Source organism: Xenorhabdus thailandensis (assembly GCF_037996785.1).
Taxonomy (GTDB): domain Bacteria; phylum Pseudomonadota; class Gammaproteobacteria; order Enterobacterales; family Enterobacteriaceae; genus Xenorhabdus; species Xenorhabdus griffiniae.
Genome location: NZ_JBBMXF010000007.1, coordinates 795,005 through 813,843, shown reverse-complemented (window position 1 = coordinate 813,843; position 18,839 = coordinate 795,005). Strand labels below are relative to the sequence as shown.

10 protein-coding genes, 1 tRNA gene, 3 rRNA genes and 2 pseudogenes are annotated in these 18,839 nt (G+C 47.2%); 3 read left to right on the top strand and 13 right to left on the bottom strand.

From position 1 onward, the window contains the following. Window positions 1-32: 32 nt before the first annotated feature. The 4 genes from AAC853_RS06310 to AAC853_RS06295 are packed head-to-tail and all read right to left on the bottom strand — an operon-like array spanning window position 33 to window position 5,499. Window positions 33-1,802 carry an acetyl/propionyl/methylcrotonyl-CoA carboxylase subunit alpha gene (locus AAC853_RS06310; RefSeq protein WP_340613988.1) on the bottom strand — a complete coding sequence of 590 codons (1,770 nt, stop codon included), beginning with the start codon at window positions 1,800-1,802 and terminating at the stop codon, window positions 33-35. Next, on the bottom strand, window positions 1,799-3,427 hold the full coding sequence (locus AAC853_RS06305; RefSeq protein WP_340613987.1) for a 5-oxoprolinase subunit B/C family protein: 1,629 nt from the start codon (window positions 3,425-3,427) through the stop codon (window positions 1,799-1,801). Before AAC853_RS06305 ends, AAC853_RS06310 begins: the two co-directional genes overlap by 4 nt. A 43-nt stretch (window positions 3,428-3,470) precedes the next feature. Continuing rightward, the gene (locus tag AAC853_RS06300) at window positions 3,471-4,238 is read right to left on the bottom strand and encodes a LamB/YcsF family protein (RefSeq protein WP_340613986.1); all 768 of its coding nucleotides are present in this window, start codon (window positions 4,236-4,238) and stop codon (window positions 3,471-3,473) included. Between the two features lie 10 nt (window positions 4,239-4,248). Beyond that, a complete protein-coding gene (locus AAC853_RS06295; protein WP_340613985.1) occupies window positions 4,249-5,499 on the bottom strand; it encodes an NRAMP family divalent metal transporter in 1,251 nt (416 codons plus the stop codon). 370 nt (window positions 5,500-5,869) lie between these two features. On the opposite strand from AAC853_RS06295, the gene AAC853_RS06290 reads away from it, so the two are divergent. After that, the gene (locus AAC853_RS06290) at window positions 5,870-6,535 is read left to right on the top strand and encodes a GntR family transcriptional regulator (RefSeq protein ID WP_340613984.1); all 666 of its coding nucleotides are present in this window, start codon (window positions 5,870-5,872) and stop codon (window positions 6,533-6,535) included. A gap of 56 nt (window positions 6,536-6,591) precedes the next feature. On the opposite strand, the gene rrf is transcribed toward AAC853_RS06290, so the two are convergent. The 4 genes from rrf to AAC853_RS06270 form a co-directional block, all read right to left on the bottom strand. Continuing rightward, a 5S ribosomal RNA gene (rrf, locus tag AAC853_RS06285) occupies window positions 6,592-6,707 on the bottom strand. 87 nt (window positions 6,708-6,794) lie between these two features. Beyond that, window positions 6,795-9,705, bottom strand: a 23S ribosomal RNA gene (locus AAC853_RS06280). A gap of 212 nt (window positions 9,706-9,917) precedes the next feature. Further along, a tRNA-Glu gene (locus AAC853_RS06275) sits at window positions 9,918-9,989 on the bottom strand. A 96-nt stretch (window positions 9,990-10,085) separates the two neighbouring features. Further along, window positions 10,086-11,627, bottom strand: a 16S ribosomal RNA gene (locus AAC853_RS06270). Together the 16S, 23S and 5S rRNA genes with 1 tRNA gene alongside form the textbook arrangement of a ribosomal RNA operon. A 589-nt stretch (window positions 11,628-12,216) precedes the next feature. Here AAC853_RS06270 and purH point away from each other — a divergent pair. Both purH and purD read left to right on the top strand, forming a co-directional pair. Next, on the top strand, window positions 12,217-13,806 hold the full coding sequence (purH, locus tag AAC853_RS06265) for a bifunctional phosphoribosylaminoimidazolecarboxamide formyltransferase/IMP cyclohydrolase (protein WP_340613983.1): 1,590 nt from the start codon (window positions 12,217-12,219) through the stop codon (window positions 13,804-13,806). 30 nt (window positions 13,807-13,836) lie between these two features. Next, on the top strand, window positions 13,837-15,132 hold the full coding sequence (purD, locus tag AAC853_RS06260; protein WP_338804317.1) for a phosphoribosylamine--glycine ligase: 1,296 nt from the start codon (window positions 13,837-13,839) through the stop codon (window positions 15,130-15,132). A gap of 29 nt (window positions 15,133-15,161) precedes the next feature. Here purD and AAC853_RS06255 read toward each other — a convergent pair. The 5 genes and pseudogenes from AAC853_RS06255 to hemE all read right to left on the bottom strand — a co-directional run bounded on the left by AAC853_RS06255 (window position 15,162) and on the right by hemE (window position 18,745). After that, a pseudogene (locus tag AAC853_RS06255) lies at window positions 15,162-15,721 on the bottom strand (DUF1481 domain-containing protein). Between the two features lie 154 nt (window positions 15,722-15,875). After that, window positions 15,876-16,148, bottom strand: coding sequence for a nucleoid-associated protein HU-alpha (gene hupA / locus AAC853_RS06250; RefSeq protein ID WP_047771029.1), 273 nt, complete (start codon window positions 16,146-16,148; stop codon window positions 15,876-15,878). A 185-nt stretch (window positions 16,149-16,333) separates the two neighbouring features. Continuing rightward, window positions 16,334-16,922, bottom strand: a pseudogene (locus tag AAC853_RS06245) (YjaG family protein). A 76-nt stretch (window positions 16,923-16,998) separates the two neighbouring features. Further along, window positions 16,999-17,676, bottom strand: a complete 678-nt coding sequence (gene nfi / locus AAC853_RS06240) for a deoxyribonuclease V (RefSeq protein WP_273570668.1) — start codon at window positions 17,674-17,676, stop codon at window positions 16,999-17,001. 4 nt (window positions 17,677-17,680) lie between these two features. Continuing rightward, entirely contained in the window at window positions 17,681-18,745 is a 1,065-nt protein-coding gene (gene hemE, locus AAC853_RS06235) for a uroporphyrinogen decarboxylase (RefSeq protein ID WP_189759096.1), read from the bottom strand. Window positions 18,746-18,839 lie beyond the last annotated feature (94 nt).

The window sequence follows — 18,839 nt, the reverse complement described above, 5'->3', positions numbered from 1 at the left end:
TAACTTTAAGAACGAATAAGATACATTAATCACTAATCTATGTTAGCCAGCACACTTCCTGCATCCTGATAATCCCCTGCCTGAGAACAGAATGTGACTTTTCCCGAACGATGAGCATTGATTTGTACTTCCATTTTCATCGCTTCCATCACTGCAATCACGTCGCCTTCACTAACTTTCTCACCTTCTTTAACCATCCAAGAATGCAAGATGCCGGAAATAGGCGCTTTTACCTGACAGGGATCTTCCAGCAATTTTTCCTTGATCACTGACGACGAAAACGGTTGTTCACCTACAGGGGCTAAATGTGCCAATAAATCCAATGGCAATCCCAATTCATGCCTGCGGCCATCAATCTCAATAACAGTACGGGTAATATTTTTATCTTCAAGTGGAAACTGACGTAATGAAGCCTCTAGTTCATTCACAAAATCTGTTTCAATCCAGCGGGTATGGACATTGAATTTATCACTAGAAACAAAATCAGAATGCTCCATTACTGCTTGGTGGAAAGGTAAAACAGAAGCTACACCACGGAGTTTAAACTCTTTCAACGCCCGACGTGCCCGAACAATGGCCTGTTCTCTACTTGCCCCTGTAACAATTAATTTTGCCATTAGTGAATCAAAAGTTGCCGGAATTGTGGAGCCATTAATCACACCAGAGTCCAAACGAATGCCAGGGCCAGCAGGCGGGATAAATTCGGTAATTGTGCCAGACATCGGCAGAAAGCCTTTAGCCGCATCTTCCGCATTAATACGAAATTCAAATGAATGTCCTCTTGGGATCGGTGTTTCCTGAATACTTAATGGATAACCTTCCGCTACCCGCAACTGCTCGATAACCAGATCAATACCTGTTGTCTCTTCTGTTACTGGGTGCTCTACTTGTAAGCGAGTATTGACTTCTAAGAAAGAAAGTGTGCCATCTGCGCTCAGTAAAAATTCTACTGTACCCGCTCCCACATAATTGGCTTCCTCACAAATGGCTTTTGCCGACTGATGAATACGTTCTCGTTGTTCTTGAGTTAAAAATGGCGCAGGCGCTTCTTCCACTAACTTTTGGTTACGACGTTGTAAAGAGCAGTCACGGGTGCCAAGTACCACAACATTACCCTGCTTATCCGCAATAACCTGTGCTTCTATATGGCGGGGTTTATCCAAAAATTGCTCAATAAAACATTCACCACGGCCAAATGCCGCTGTCGCCTCACGTACCGCTGAGTGATAAAGTTCTGCCACTTCATCCATGCGCCAGGCAACTTTCAAGCCTCGTCCACCGCCACCAAAAGCCGCTTTGATGGCAATCGGCAAGCCATGTTGCTCCGCAAAAGCAACAACCTCCTGTACATTTTTAACTGGCTCAGATGTCCCAACGACCAGCGGCGCTCCCACTTTCTGGGCTATCTTACGCGCCTTAACTTTGTCCCCCAGCTCATCAATCGTTTCAGGGTTAGGGCCAATCCAAGTTAAGCCAGCTTCAATCACTGCCTGAGCAAATTCCGCTCGCTCAGACAGAAAACCGTAACCTGGATGCACCAGGATTGCACCAGCTCTCTTCGCTATTTCCAGCAAACGAGGAATATTGAGGTAAGTGTCTGTAGGGCTATTTCCTCCTAAAGAATAAGCCTCATCAGCCAGTTGGACGTGTTGTGCGTTGATATCGGCATCCGCATAGACAGCGACTGTCTGTACTCCATAATCGCGGCAAGCTCGAATGATCCGAACAGCAATTTCACCACGGTTGGCAATCAGCACTTTCTTATTAATTTTGTTATTTAAAGGGTTCACAGTGGTGTTCATGGCAAATCATTACTCCCTTGAATTTCATGGAATTGGCTAATGGGGTTGAACCGAATTTTGGCATTAACGGGGATCTGGCCAGCAAGATCGAGGTGATAATCAGCAACTGAAGCGATAACTGGATATCCTCCGGTCAATGGATGGTCAGCCAAAAATAGTACCGGCTGCCCACTGGCAGGAATTTGTATCGCCCCCATACATGTTCCTTCGCTGGGTAATTCTTGTAACTTAATTCGCGATAGTGAGCATTCACCATTTAGCCTCAAACCAATCCGATTGGATTGAGGTGTTACCTGCCAAATCTGCTTGCTCAATAAGTCAATGGATTCTTGCGTAAACCAATCTGTACGAGGACCAAATAAGATATCCAATACGACGATTTCATCTCTATTTGGCATGTCAAAAGCCGGAGTCTCAGAGATGGATATCGCTGCACAGCGAGATGTTTCTCCGACAACTAATTTGTCATTCATTTTTAATGGAGCCGGCCCAATATTGGACAACGTATCAAATGAACGACTGGATAAGATGGCTGGAACCGTAAAGCCTCCGCGTACCGATAAATAAGAACGTATGCCAGCGACAGGAACACCCAACGAAATTTCGTCACCATCGTTTAAATCAATGGGTTGGTAAGTATTCACATGGAATATTTCACCCGATGGCGTTTTGATCTCTATTGGACATGAAGCTCCCGTAATTGCAACCAGCATCTGTCCATATGCGATTGCCTTAAACCCACCCGAAACGATTTCCAGACAAGCCTGGTCAGAGGAATTGCCAACAATACGGTTTGCACTGCGCAAGGCGCTTTTATCCATTGCACCCGATGCTGAGATCCCCGATTTTGCCTGACCAACCCGCCCCAGATCTTGCAATAAGGTTAGTAATCCCACCGACAAAATTTCCAAATGACAGGAATCCCCTGGAGTAAGAACCATGTTATGGTCTGATGTTTCAGGCAGGCTAATTTCTGTCTCACCAGTTTCAGGTAAACTGATTATTGCAGGGTGACGCCCAACATCTCGAAAGTTAACACGATAACCCGGTTGCAATAAGGCCGGAGATGGGCGGGAAAGATCCCACATACGTTCGGCCGTAATACCGATAAGCTGCCATCCTCCGGGGCTTGCCTGCGGATAAATGCTGCTGAATTCACCTGCCAATGCAACAGCACCTGCCGGAATGCGCGTTCTGGGGGTGTTGCGACGAGGTATATTCCATTGTGAGGTATTCGATACCATATAGGCAAACCCAGGGGCAAAGCCAGTGAAGGCGACGGTATATTCATTTTCGGTATGTTGCTGGATAACCTCCTGAACAGTACATCCCAATATTTCCGCAACCAGTGCAAGATCATCACCGTTGTAATGCACAGGAATTTCTATGCTTTTTCCCGTTGTATGACTGCGTTCTTGCAAATCCCGGCTACTGATTGCTGCCGCCAATTGTTGGATTGATATTTTTGCCGGATGAAAACGAACCATCAGCGTTCTCGCTGCCGGAATAATTTCTTCAATCCCCAAAATAGGTGCCATGTTCAGTGAATCAAGCAGAGCCAATGTTTCTGCCAATCCATTCAATTCAACCATGATGGTATTGCTATTAACAGGTAAAAAACGCAAGGCTATCTCCTCAAATGATTAACCATATTAATGCGATCCATTCTTATGAATGAATAAATGGCTGAATAGTTATTCCTGCCCGCTGCAAAACGGCCTTAATCTGTTTTGCCATCGCTACCGCGCCAGGAGTATCACCATGTACGCAAATTGAATCCGCCCGAATAGGGGTAAATTTGCCATCAATTGACTCAATTCCCCCTTCTGCCACCAATTGCAACATACGTTGAGCAACGAGATCTGCATCATGCAAAACAGATCCTGTTTCACGACGAGAGACTAATTCCCCTTGTGAGGTATACGCACGATCAGCAAACGCTTCTGCTATGGTTCTTAATCCCTTTTCCTGAGCTAATTTGAGAATGTTTGATCCTGCCAAACCAACCAACACAAGGTTAGGATCTATCGCCAGAATTCCTTCAATAACAGCAATTGCCTGATATTCGTCATTTGCGATCGTGTTATAAAGCGCGCCATGCGGTTTGACATAACTCACTTTAGTACCTGCCGCCGTGGCCAATCCTTGCAAAGCGCCAATCTGGTAAATAACGTCAGCGGTAAGTTCATGACTGGCTATATCCATTTTACGCCGCCCAAAGCCAACTAAATCGGGATAAGAAACATGGGCACCTACCGCTACATCATTTTTCTGCGCAGATTTCAATGTTTGCAAAATCCCAACCGGATCACCCGCATGAAAACCACAAGCAACGTTAGCACTACTGACGATCCCCAGTATTTCTTCATCATGTCCCATGCGCCATTGACCAAAGCTTTCACCAAGATCACTATTTAAATCGATCGTTTTTATCATGATGATTTCCCTAAGCTGATTTCAAAAACTCAAAGATTGAACCGACGGACATGGCACCCATATACCATGTCAACACACAAGTCATCGCACCAGACCACAGCAACCAACGAGGGTAGACATACCCAGCCATCAAATCAGCACGTTTCCAGCCAACGTAAACAAAGATAGTTAAACCAAGAGGAAGAATAAGCCCATTGAAACCACCGGCGAAAACCAGCAAAGCGACTGGCGGAGTTCCCATGAATAAATAAATAGCTAACGATATGGCTATAAATAACAAAGTCGCAATATTGCGCTGGCGCTCAGTAAATTGTTTTCGAAAGACACTGCAAAAAGAAATAGAAGTATAAGCAGCACCAATAATGCTAGTAATTGCCGCAGCCCAGACAATTAAGCCAAAGATGCGCAATCCGGATTCACCAACAGCTATTTGAAAAGCTTGTGAGGCAGGATTTGCTGTTTTACTGGCAACATCAAGTGTCACACCACTGGCTACTACACCCAAAATGGCAAGGAATAACAGGTATCGCATCAGACCAACAACCAAGATCCCTTTCGTTGCTGCACTGGAAACAACTTTGATGTTTTCAACGCCAACCGCCCCTTTATCCAATAAACGATGGGCGCCAGCATAACAAATGTAACCACCAACAGTTCCACCAACGATGGTTGTTATTGTCGCAAAATTGATTTCATCAGGTAGTACTGTTTGGCATAAGGCTTCTCCCACTGGTGGATTAGAAACTATCGCAACAAACAATGTCATTCCTATCATTATTAGACCCAATATCACTATAATACGATCAATAGCGACACCAGCTTTACGAGAAGTAAAAATGCCAATAGCCATCAACGCACTGAGTAATCCGCCCCACTTCGGCTCCAACCCTATCAAAGCATTAAGCCCTAATCCCGCTCCCGCAATATTACCGACGTTAAATACTAATCCGCCCAAAATCACTAACATAGCCAATAAATAGCCACTTCCTGGAACAGCTGCATTGGCAATATCCGCTGATTGCATTCTGGTTAATGTAACAATTCGCCAAATATTTTGTTGTACCACAAAATCGATCAATATAGAGGCTAAAATACCAAAGGCAAAAGCGGCCCCCATCGTCGCAGTAAATGTGGCCGTTTGAGTGATAAATCCTGGTCCAATCGCTGATGTTGCCATCAAAAAAACCGCAGCAATTAAAGACGAACGTCGATTTAATACAAAATTTGCTGTGTCTTTTTTCACTATTTCCTGCGTCGCCATAGTCTATTTCCCCCCAGCCATCGTTATTGCATTTATTGTTTTCTAAGCAACATCTGTACCATTGTGGAACTAAAGAAGAGAATTGTTTGATAAAAGTTAATACATTGTTGAACAATAAATAAGATCTGCTGAGTAAATAAGCAAATAAAATTGTATTATCGATCTTCAAAATCCAATGGAGATCACTTTATTAACATTCCTCATTGGATTTATCGTCAAAATGCACAATTTAGGTGCAATAAATACAACAACATTGCCCTATATTGGCTCAGTGGTTGTAACTTGCTGGTTATCGGGGAATATGTGAAGATCTGCTTTCGTATATGCTTTGAAGGTGTTTGTTATCAGCCATTAAATCTAACGGATAACTATGAAAAAAAACCATTCTCCCCAAATTTTGAGCAAAAGAATCGCTGAAACCATCAGAAATAAACTGGTTGTTGGGGAGTTATTACCTGGACAACGACTATCGGAAGCTGCGTTGAGTGAACAGCTTGAAATTTCACGAAATACATTACGTGAAGTGTTCCGCCTTCTCACGCAAGAAGGGCTGCTGAAACATGAACCTAATCGTGGCGTGTTTGTTGCAACGCCCGATATCGCATCTATTATTGATATCTATCGAGTACGGCAGTTAATTGAATGTCAGGCGCTTGCTCAGGCTTATCCAATGCATCCCAGTGTTGCCAAAATGAAACAAGCTGTTGAAGCCGCTCAACAATGTCGCGAGCAACAAGATTGGATTAGTGCCGGAACAGAAAATATGCACTTTCATGCCGCAATCGTAGAATTAACTGATAGTGATAGGGTGATCGCTTTCTATCACAATATTTCCGCAGAATTGCGTCTGGCTTTTGGTATTTTGAATGATCCTGAGCTTTTGTATGCACCTTATATCGATAAAAATGCACATATTCTGGAATTACTCAATTCAGGGAAAAATGATCAAGCAGCCAAGGCAATGAAAGATTATCTGGAATTATCAGAAAGGGCGATATTGGCCGCTTATACACGTAAAAATAACCAAATATGCTAAGAAAATTAAACGCAAAAAAGCCATCCGGTGACGGATGGCTTCTCTGGCTAATTGATGTCTGGCAGTGCCCTACTCTCACATGGGGAGACCCCACACTACCATCGGCGCTACGGCGTTTCACTGCTGAGTTCGGCATGGGGTCAGGTGGGACCACCGCGCTATTGCCGCCAGACAAATCCTGTTTTCAATCCCGAACAAGCTGCTTTTCTACGCTGAAACCCGTCTCTCTTTCCACTCCCGAAAACCCCTTCGGTGTTGTCAGGTTAAGCCGCACGGTTCATTAGTACCGGTTAGCTCAACGTCTCGCAACGCTTACACACCCGGCCTATCCACGTCCTCGTCTCGAACGTTCCTTCAGTACCCTCCAGGGGTAAGGGAAGACTCATCTTAAGGCAAGTTTCCCGCTTAGATGCTTTCAGCGGTTATCTCTTCCGCACTTAGCTACCGGGCAGTGCCATTGGCATGACAACCCGAACACCAGTGGTGCGTCCACTCCGGTCCTCTCGTACTAGGAGCAGCCCCTTGCAATCTTCCAACGCCCACGGCAGATAGGGACCGAACTGTCTCACGACGTTCTAAACCCAGCTCGCGTACCACTTTAAATGGCGAACAGCCATACCCTTGGGACCTACTTCAGCCCCAGGATGTGATGAGCCGACATCGAGGTGCCAAACACCGCCGTCGATATGAACTCTTGGGCGGTATCAGCCTGTTATCCCCGGAGTACCTTTTATCCGTTGAGCGATGGCCCTTCCATGCAGAACCACCGGATCACTAAGACCTACTTTCGTACCTGCTCGAGCCGTCACTCTCGCAGTCAAGCTAGCTTATGCCTTTGCACTAACCTCACGATGTCCGACCGTGATTAGCTAACCTTCGTGCTCCTCCGTTACACTTTGGGAGGAGACCGCCCCAGTCAAACTACCCACCAGACACTGTCCGCAACCCGGATAACGGGCCGGCGTTAGAACATCAAACATTCAAGGGTGGTATTTCAAGGATGGCTCCATGCAGACTGGCGTCCACACTTCCAAGCCTCCCACCTATCCTACACATCAAGGCTCCATGTTCAGTGTCAAGCTATAGTAAAGGTTCACGGGGTCTTTCCGTCTTGCCGCGGGTACACTGCATCTTCACAGCGAGTTCAATTTCACTGAGTCTCGGGTGGAGACAGCCTGGCCATCATTACGCCATTCGTGCAGGTCGGAACTTACCCGACAAGGAATTTCGCTACCTTAGGACCGTTATAGTTACGGCCGCCGTTTACTGGGGCTTCGATCAAGAGCTTCTCGCCGAGGCGATAACCCCATCAATTAACCTTCCAGCACCGGGCAGGCGTCACACCGTATACGTCCACTTTCGTGTTTGCACAGTGCTGTGTTTTTATTAAACAGTTGCAGCCAGCTGGTATCTGCGACTGGCCTCGGCTCCGGACGCACGTTCCTTCACCTAACGCCAGCGTGCCTTCTCCCGAAGTTACGGCACCATTTTGCCTAGTTCCTTCACCCGAGTTCTCTCAAGCGCCTGAGTATTCTCTACCTGACCACCTGTGTCGGTTTGGGGTACGATGGACCCGAATCTGGAGCTTAGGGGCTTTTCCTGGAAGCGGGGCATCAGCAACTTCAGCACCGTGGTGCCTCGTCATCGTGCCTCAGTGTTGTGGCTCACCGGATTTGCCAAGTTAGCCCACCTACACACTTAAACCGGGACGACCGTCGCCCGGCTTGCCTAGCCTTCTCCGTCCCCCCATCGCAATTCGGGCCCGTACAGGAATATTAACCTGTTTCCCATCGACTACGCTTTTCAGCCTCGCCTTAGGGGTCGACTCACCCTGCCCCGATTAACGTTGGACAGGAACCCTTGGTCTTCCGGCGAGCGGGTTTTTCACCCGCTTTATCGTTACTTATGTCAGCATTCGCACTTCTGATACCTCCAGCCCACCTCACAGTGGACCTTCAACGGCTTACAGAACGCTCCCCTACCCAACAACACTTACATGTCGCTGCCGCAGCTTCGGTGCATGGTTTAGCCCCGTTACATCTTCCGCGCAGGCCGACTCGACCAGTGAGCTATTACGCTTTCTTTAAATGATGGCTGCTTCTAAGCCAACATCCTGGCTGTCTGAGCCTTCCCACTTCGTTTCCCACTTAACCATGACTTGGGGACCTTAGCTGGCGGTCTGGGTTGTTTCCCTCTTCACGACGGACGTTAGCACCCGCCGTGTGTCTCCCGTGATAACATTCTTCGGTATTCGCAGTTTGCATCGGGTTGGTAAGTCGGGATGACCCCCTAGCCGAAACAGTGCTCTACCCCCGAAGATGAGTTCACGAGGCGCTACCTAAATAGCTTTCGGGGAGAACCAGCTATCTCCCGGTTTGATTGGCCTTTCACCCCCAGCCACAAGTCATCCGCTAATTTTTCAACATTAGTCGGTTCGGTCCTCCAGTTAGTGTTACCCAACCTTCAACCTGCCCATGGCTAATCACCGGGTTTCGGGTCTATACCCTGCAACTTAACGCCCAGTTAAGACTCGGTTTCCCTGCGGCTCCCCTATGCGGTTAACCTTGCTACAGAATATAAGTCGCTGACCCATTATACAAAAGGTACGCAGTCACCCTGATAAATCAAGGCTCCCACTGCTTGTACGTACACGGTTTCAGGTTCTTTTTCACTCCCCTCGCCGGGGTTCTTTTCGCCTTTCCCTCACGGTACTGGTTCACTATCGGTCAGTCAGGAGTATTTAGCCTTGGAGGATGGTCCCCCCATATTCAGACAGGATAACACGTGTCCCGCCCTACTCATCGAACTCACAGCCTGTGTCTCTTCGTGTACGGGACTATCACCCTTTACTGTGCGCCTTTCCAGGCGCTTCCACTGACACACACACTGATGCTGGTTCTGGGCTCCTCCCCGTTCGCTCGCCGCTACTGGGGGAATCTCGGTTGATTTCTTTTCCTCGGGGTACTGAGATGTTTCAGTTCCCCCGGTTCGCCTCATTAACCTATGGATTCAGTTAATGATGGTGCAACGGATTGCACCGGGTTTCCCCATTCGGACATCGCCGGCTGATAGCGCTTCATATCAGCTCACCGGCGCTTTTCGCAGATTAGCACGTCCTTCATCGCCTCTGACTGCCTAGGCATCCACCGTGTACGCTTAGTCGCTTAACCTCACAACCCGAAGAAGTCTTCCGGTCGGAGTGTTGAGAGTTTCACCAATGTTATCATTCCATAACATTGACGGTTTCAAATTTTCAGCTTGTTCCAGATTGTTAAAGAGCAATGATTTCACAACACACCGCGTTTGATGCGTTCTGAAATCATTAAAGTCAAGATCGGTGGAGCAAGCGGGATTCACCCGCTGACCTCCTGCGCAAGGCAGGCGTCCCCAGGGGATTCGAACCCCTGTTACCGCCGTGAAAGGGCGGTGTCCTAGGCCTCTAGACGAAGGGGACCCTTATCAGGGGTCGCTTCGCAGACTACAAGCCTTGCTCTCCGTCTTTCTTTTATCAGACAATCTGTGTGGGCACTGCACAATCACTATCGTTTGGTAAGGAGGTGATCCAACCGCAGGTTCCCCTACGGTTACCTTGTTACGACTTCACCCCAGTCATGAATCACAAAGTGGCAAGCGCCCTCCAAAAGGTTAAGCTACCTGCTTCTTTTGCAACCCACTCCCATGGTGTGACGGGCGGTGTGTACAAGGCCCGGGAACGTATTCACCGCAGCATGCTGATCTGCGATTACTAGCGATTCCGACTTCATGGAGTCGAGTTGCAGACTCCAATCCGGACTACGACAGACTTTATGAGGTCCGCTTGCTCTCGCGAGGTCGCTTCTCTTTGTATCTGCCATTGTAGCACGTGTGTAGCCCTACTCGTAAGGGCCATGATGACTTGACGTCATCCCCACCTTCCTCCGGTTTATCACCGGCAGTCTCCCTTGAGTTCCCACCCGAAGTGCTGGCAACAAAGGATAAGGGTTGCGCTCGTTGCGGGACTTAACCCAACATTTCACAACACGAGCTGACGACAGCCATGCAGCACCTGTCTCACGGTGCCCGAAGGCACTTCCGCATCTCTGCAGAATTCCGTGGATGTCAAGAGTAGGTAAGGTTCTTCGCGTTGCATCGAATTAAACCACATGCTCCACCGCTTGTGCGGGCCCCCGTCAATTCATTTGAGTTTTAATCTTGCGACCGTACTCCCCAGGCGGTCGATTTAACGCGTTAGCTCCGGAAGCCACAGCTCAAGGCCACAACCTCCAAATCGACATCGTTTACAGCGTGGACTACCAGGGTATCTAATCCTGTTTGCTCCCCACGCTTTCGCACCTGAGCGTCAGTCTTCGTCCAGGGGGCCGCCTTCGCCACCGGTATTCCTCCACATCTCTACGCATTTCACCGCTACACGTGGAATTCTACCCCCCTCTACGAGACTCTAGCCAACCAGTCTTAGATGCCATTCCCAGGTTAAGCCCGGGGATTTCACATCTAACTTAATTGGCCGCCTGCGTGCGCTTTACGCCCAGTAATTCCGATTAACGCTTGCACCCTCCGTATTACCGCGGCTGCTGGCACGGAGTTAGCCGGTGCTTCTTCTGTGGGTAACGTCAATCACAAGGTGTATTCGACCTTGTGCCTTCCTCCCCACTGAAAGTACTTTACAACCCGAAGGCCTTCTTCATACACGCGGCATGGCTGCATCAGGCTTGCGCCCATTGTGCAATATTCCCCACTGCTGCCTCCCGTAGGAGTCTGGGCCGTGTCTCAGTCCCAGTGTGGCTGGTCATCCTCTCAGACCAGCTAGGGATCGTCGCCTAGGTGGGCCATTACCCCACCTACTAGCTAATCCCATCTGGGTTCATCCGAAGGCGTGAGGCCCGAAGGTCCCCCACTTTGCTCCTTAGAGATTATGCGGTATTAGCCACCGTTTCCAGTGGTTATCCCCCGCCCTCGGGCAGATCCCCAGACATTACTCACCCGTCCGCCGCTCGCCGGCAGGAAAGCACGCTTTCCCCCGCTGCCGCTCGACTTGCATGTGTTAGGCCTGCCGCCAGCGTTCAATCTGAGCCATGATCAAACTCTTCAATTAAAAGTTTGATGCTCAAAGAATTTCACTGTTAGTTCATAATGAATTAACTGCTTAGTCACTCTTTAAGACTTGAATCTTTTTTGCCTTGCGGCAATTCGATAGTCTCTTGCGAGTGCCCACACAGATTGTCTGATTAACTTGTTAAAGAGCGTTGGCAACCGGAAGCGTCTTCCGGGTTGCGAGGCTGCGTATCTTACGCTTTTCGCCTTGAGAGTCAAGCGATTATTTTCACTTTTCTCTCACCGGCCTTCGCGGCTTGTTTCAGCGCAGCGTCGGTCAGTGGTGGCGCATTATAGGGGGTTTTTCGGCGCTGGCAATAGTTTTTTTTGAAATAATTATCGTTTGATGAATTACACAGCAAAACACTGCTTTATACCTACATATGCACAGATTTATCCACAAAGTGATATTTTGATAAAATTTATCGAGCATCACGCAAACGTTTTCGTTACAATCTGCGAAGGAAAAATCACCAAGTGTTTTTTCAGATTGTTTTGAAATGTTATTGCAGAAACCATTTTTTTCTCTCAATCAGTGGATTTTCCCCAATAGCACATTCTTGTTTTATGAAATTCAAGGGATCACACCAATGCAACAGCTTCGTCCAATCCGCCGTGCCCTGCTAAGTGTTTCTGACAAAGCGGGGGTTGTTGAATTTGCCAAAGCCTTATCCAATCGCAGTGTCGAACTGCTTTCAACGGGAGGCACTGCTCGTCTGCTGGCCGAAGCAGGATTGAATGTCACCGAGGTTTCTGACTATACAGGCTTTCCCGAAATGATGGATGGGCGTGTCAAAACACTCCATCCTAAAATTCATGGCGGCATTTTGGGTCGGCGTGGATTAGATGATGAAGTGATGGGACAACACCAGATTTCACAGATTGATATGGTGGTTGTTAACCTTTATCCCTTTGCCCAAACCGTAGCGAAACCCGATTGCTCTCTGGAAGACGCAGTAGAGAATATTGATATTGGCGGCCCAACAATGGTTCGCTCCGCGGCTAAAAACCACAAAGATGTGGCGATTGTTGTCAATAGCCAGGATTACGACAAAATTATTGAGGAGATGGACAACAATCAAAATTCACTGACACACTCCACTCGCTTTAATCTAGCCATCAAGGCGTTTGAACATACCGCCGCTTATGACAGCATGATTGCCAATTATTTTGGCAAGTTGGTTCCTCCATATTATGGCGAAACTGATCAGCCATCAGGACGCTTCCCTCGCACGCTGAATCTCAACTTCATTAAAAAGCAGGATATGCGTTATGGTGAAAACAGCCACCAAGATGCCGCTTTCTATATAGAAGACCAAATCGCAGAAGCTTCAATTGCTACGGCAACCCAGTTACAAGGTAAGGCACTTTCTTATAACAATATCGCAGATACCGATGCCGCACTGGAATGTGTAAAAAGCTTTTCCGAACCAGCTTGTGTCATTGTCAAACATGCCAATCCTTGTGGCGTTGCGATTGGTTCTGATATCCATACCGCCTACGATCGTGCCTTTAAAACCGATCCTACTTCCGCATTCGGTGGCATTATAGCCTTCAACCGTGAACTCGATATCAACACCGCTCAGGCCATTATTGAACGTCAATTTGTTGAGGTCATCATTGCGCCTTCTGTTAGTGAAGCAGCACTGCCAATTCTGGCAACAAAACAAAATGTCCGCGTTTTGGCGTGTGGTGAATGGCATTCTCCGGTTGCCGGCTTGGATTTCAAACGTGTCAACGGCGGTTTGCTGATCCAAGATCGCGATTTAGGTATGGTGACAAACGATGATCTGGTTGTTGTCTCCCAACGTCAGCCAACGGAACAAGAAATGCAGGATGCTCTGTTTTGCTGGAAAGTTGCTAAGTTCGTCAAATCCAATGCGATTGTTTATGCCAAGGATAATATGACCGTTGGTATTGGAGCCGGACAAATGAGCCGTGTTTACTCTGCCAAAATCGCCGGCATTAAGGCAGCAGATGAAGGATTGGAAGTTCAGGGCTGTGCCATGGCTTCAGATGCATTTTTTCCATTCCGTGATGGTATTGATGCCGCAGCCGCTGTAGGTGTGAGCTGTATTATCCAACCTGGTGGCTCCATTCGTGATGATGGGGTGATTGCCGCTGCCAATGAACACGGCATCGCCATGATTTTCACTGGCATGCGCCATTTTCGCCATTAACAACTTATGTCTTATTAATAGGAGATCTAGATGAACATATTAGTTATTGGCAGTGGCGGAAGAGAACATGCATTAGCCTGGAAAGCAGCACAATCGCCTCTGGCAAACAAGGTATATGTCGCACCAGGTAACGCAGGTACTGCGTTGGAAGCTAATTTAGAAAATGTGGACATTGCCGCGACAGATATTGAAGGGTTACTGGCATTTGCCCAAGATAATGATATTGGCCTAACCATTGTGGGGCCTGAAGCGCCACTGGTTATCGGTGTAGTTGATGCTTTCCAACAGGCAGGGCTGACTATTTTCGGCCCAACAAAAGCGGCTGCGCAATTGGAAGGTTCCAAAGCCTTTACTAAAGATTTTCTTGCCCGCCATCATATACCTACAGCGGCCTACCAAAATTTCACAGAAATTGAACCCGCACTGGCTTATCTGGAAAAGGTAGGCGCGCCAATCGTTATCAAAGCCGATGGTTTAGCTGCCGGTAAAGGCGTAGTCGTTGCTACAACTCTGGAAGAAGCACAAAACGCGATCAAAGATATGCTGGCAGGCAATGCATTTGGTGATGCCGGGCATCGTATTGTCATTGAAGAATTTCTGGCAGGAGAAGAAGCCAGTTTTATTGTTATGGTGGATGGCAAAAACGTGGTTCCGATGGCAACCAGTCAAGATCACAAGCGCGTAGGTGACGGTGATACAGGGCCAAATACCGGCGGAATGGGGGCTTACTCCCCCGCTCCGGTAGTCACAGATGAGATCCACCAGCGAGTGATGGAAAAAATCATTTACCCCACAGTGGAAGGAATGGCGGCTGAAGGCCATACCTACGTTGGATTTCTGTATGCGGGATTGATGATTGATAACCAAGGTGAACCGAAAGTGATCGAATTTAACTGTCGATTTGGTGATCCCGAAACCCAACCTATCATGATGCGTCTACGTTCTGATTTGGTCGAACTGTGTCTTGCCGGAGCTAAAGGTCAGTTAGGTGAAAAAACCTCTGAATGGGACGCTCGTCCTGCTTTGGGCGTTGTACTGGCGGCTGGCGGTTATCCGGCCAGTTATACCAAAGGTGACATTATCAGTGGGTTAGAGAAGTCTGATGCCGATGAATCTGACACCAATGAAAAAGTCTTCCACGCAGGGACAGCCCTTAAAGATGAAAATATTATCACCGCGGGCGGGCGTGTCTTATGTGTTACTGCCTTAGGTTGCGATATCGCAGAGGCCCAGAAAAAAGCCTATCTGAGAGCCGGACAAATCGATTGGGAAGGGTGTTTTTATCGTAAAGATATTGGCTACCGAGCCATTGCCCGTTTGAAATAGCTCAACCTCAACCGACGAAAATAACAGAATTACAGCTTATCTTTCGTCGGTTCCCAACGACAAAAATCATCATTGGCGACCAACAATAGCTTTTTACCTTCAGGCGAATCCAACCATGCAATAGTCAGTAAACCGGAGCTATTGCTTTGCCTTTCTTCGAGCCATTTTTGCGCATGAGGCCCAAATTCAATGAATAATTGTTTTCCTAAGCAGGTGGTCACTCGTCCATTCTGCCAATGCCCTTGCAGCAACTTAACCTTATCGGCAATTAAAGCGTCACTAATTTTTTCTATCGGCTTAGCATCAACTTTCAGACGAGCCATGTCATCGTCGGACAAGGTTCATCACGTTTTTGTAATTGCCGTAGCTTGAAAATGACAGAATTATCCTGGGAAATACGTAACGTCTCTACAATGGGTGGATTATCAAACACATTGCGGCGAATTTGCCACAAGCTGCCATGACGATATTCGTAGAAAGTCACAATCGTATCTTTATTATGGGGAGCTTTATTGTGGTAGGGGCTGTAAACACTCATGATAACCTGAGGCTTACTGTCTTGATCGTTTAAACGCCATAAACGAATCACGCCGTTATCGGTCACAAAACCACTGGCGCTGAAAAGCGGGGTTGTTGGCTGAATCGAACAGGCGCTGAGCAAAGAGATGAACCCTAATGCTAACAGCCCCTGTAGAATCAACAAAAGGGGTTTATTTCCCCTCTTTTTTTTTTTTGCAATTCGATTACTTAACTGCGTCTTTCAGTGCTTTACCAGCGGAGAAAGCAGGTACGTTTGCTGCTGCGATTTTAATTTCTTTACCAGTCTGTGGGTTACGACCAGTACGCTCTGCACGATGATTAACTTTGAAAGTACCAAAGCCTACCAACTGCACTGCATCACCGTTTTTCAGAGATTCAGTGATTGCATTCAGAGTTGATTCCAGAGCAGCTTTAGCCTGGATTTTGGTCAGGTCTGCACCTGCTGCAATTGCATCAACTAATTCAGTCTTATTCATAGATTATCCTTACAGTGTGTTTATCGTTTGCAAAGCATCGAGTGCGACGGATATGCCGATTTGACAGCACCCCTGCATACACGCACCGATAGCCACTTCTTTTCGCCCCCCAATGTAGAACAGAGTGAGGGCAAATGTGAAGCCTTTAAATACGGCAAATCAAGCACTAAGTCACGTTTTATAAGTTATTGCGCCAAATTTATACCGATATTGCTAACCCCCGCTTCACGGAGATCAGCCTTTAATCCTTTAATCAATTCGATGTCCCGTTCTTCGCAATTTGCCAACAAACGGTAAATCTCCCATTGAATGTCCCACTCTTCCTCAATGGCAGGTAATACTTTTAACTCATCCTCAGTCATTTCCCTACCGGCCTGCGTCATTTCTAGCATCGCAACAGTACGGACGGATGTTTCACTGACGGTTATTGCATACTCTAACGTTGAGCCACTCAGACGAGAATGAATTACTTCACTCAATGCAATACACGCATCAATCGCTGGATACACACCATAAATATCATAATCTTCTGCTGATGGGATAATGGTTTCCAATTTTTCCAGCTGATTATCAAAATTCACTTTTACATCTTTAACAACTAATTTTCCCACACCAGATCCAAAATGCGGCGATATTGTACAGGGTCTGCAAACTCCGTCTGAGACAAAATGCCTGATAATTTGGATACATCCGCTCACATAGACTAGCCATAAAAGTCAAATGTTGCCAACTTTCGAGTTTCTCCAACCGCAGGTGGATCGGGTTTCTTAACATTGGTCGTTACTCATAATGCCTAATTTGCGTCGAAGTTTACCTGAAAATCAAGAATATCCACACTTTTCCGCCACAATTATAGATTTTTCTGCATTGTTTGCTCAAAAAACGCCCTATTTGAAGCAATCCCGTCCGCCCAACGGGTGGGTTCAGGCAGTTTATATCCCCTTATACACTGCTCAACCCAGAATACCGCACTATCAATACTGATCTTATGTCCAAGAGAAATATAGAGCGGATTGCATCTTTTTTTGCTTCTCAATACGACACCAATCTGTTCACCGTGATCTATTAATGGCTGACGATCACCCAGAACCTCACCTACCGGTATATGCTCACCACACAAACGGCTTTTTGCCACCCCAATGGTGGGAACATCCACTAAGACACCAAAATGGCTGGCGATACCAAAACGCCGAGGATGGGCAATGCCCTGACCATCCACCATGACCAAATCAGGCCGCAAACTTAATTTTTGCCATGCAGCTATCAGTGCAGGATATTCACGAAATGAGAGCAAACCGGGGATATAGGGAAGTACTGTATCAATTCTGGCAATTTGGTACTCGACCAATTCTAGTGAGGGATATTGCAATACCGCAATAGCGGCACGCGTCACCGTACCGCTTTTTTCAAATCCAACATCAGCACCGGCAATGAACCTTGGCGTAAAAGATGCGGAAAAAACATCATGGCGGATAACCAGCTGTGATTTCTCTCTCTGTTCTTGACGTAATGCCTTTGTATCAATCATAAAATCATTGGTGGTATTTTACTGAAAGTCTATGTACAGCTTCGACAAATGCACCTGCGTGCTCTGGCGGAACATCCTGATGAATACCGTGCCCCAAATTGAAAACATGCCCACTACCTACACCAAAATCCTGTAAAATTGTCGAAACTTCTTCTTCAATTCGCGCTGGCGGGGCATATAGCATGGACGGGTCCATATTACCCTGCAAAGCGACCTTATCTCCAACGCGCCGACGCGCATCAGCCATATTCGTTGTCCAATCCAAACCCAGCGCATCACATCCTGTCGCCGCCATCGCTTCAAGCCACTGCCCTCCCCCTTTGGTAAACAGGGTAACAGGCACACGACGTCCTTCATGTTCGCGGATCAAACCATCAACAATTTTATGCATATATTGCAGGGAAAACGCCAGATAATCGCGATGGGACAAAACCCCACCCCAAGTATCGAAAATCATGACAGATTGAGCACCGGCTTTTATTTGCGCATTCAGATATAGAATAACGCTGTTTGCCAATTTATCCAGTAACATATGCAAGGTAGCAGGCTCTGTATACATCATGGCCTTAATTTTGGTGAAAGCCTTGCTGCTACCGCCTTCAACCATATAAGTGGCCAATGTCCACGGGCTACCAGAAAAACCGATCAAAGGGACTTGCCCTGCCAATGCCTTACGAATAGCCCGCACGGCATCCATAACATAGCCTAACTCCAGTTCGGGATCAGGCACAGGCAATTTTTCTACATCAGCATGATTTTGAATCGGAGAATGAAAACGTGGCCCTTCTCCGGTTTCAAAATACAGCCCTAATCCCATCGCATCAGGAATAGTCAAAATATCAGAAAACAGGATAGCTGCATCCAGCGGAAAGCGACGTAAGGGCTGGAGAGTGACTTCACAAGCCAGTTCGGTGTTTTTACATAACGAGATGAAATCTCCCGCCGCCTGACGCGTAGCTTTATATTCAGGTAAATATCGACCAGCCTGACGCATCATCCATACCGGTGTGATATCGACAGGCTGACGCAATAAGGCACGCAGATAGCGGTCGTTTTTCAACTCATTCATGACAAGCTCCCTTGATTAATTTATGCACGACAAACACACGAGAAAACCGGTGCAGTTTAACATGCCTAAATTTGAACTTCTGGCATAACCGCCG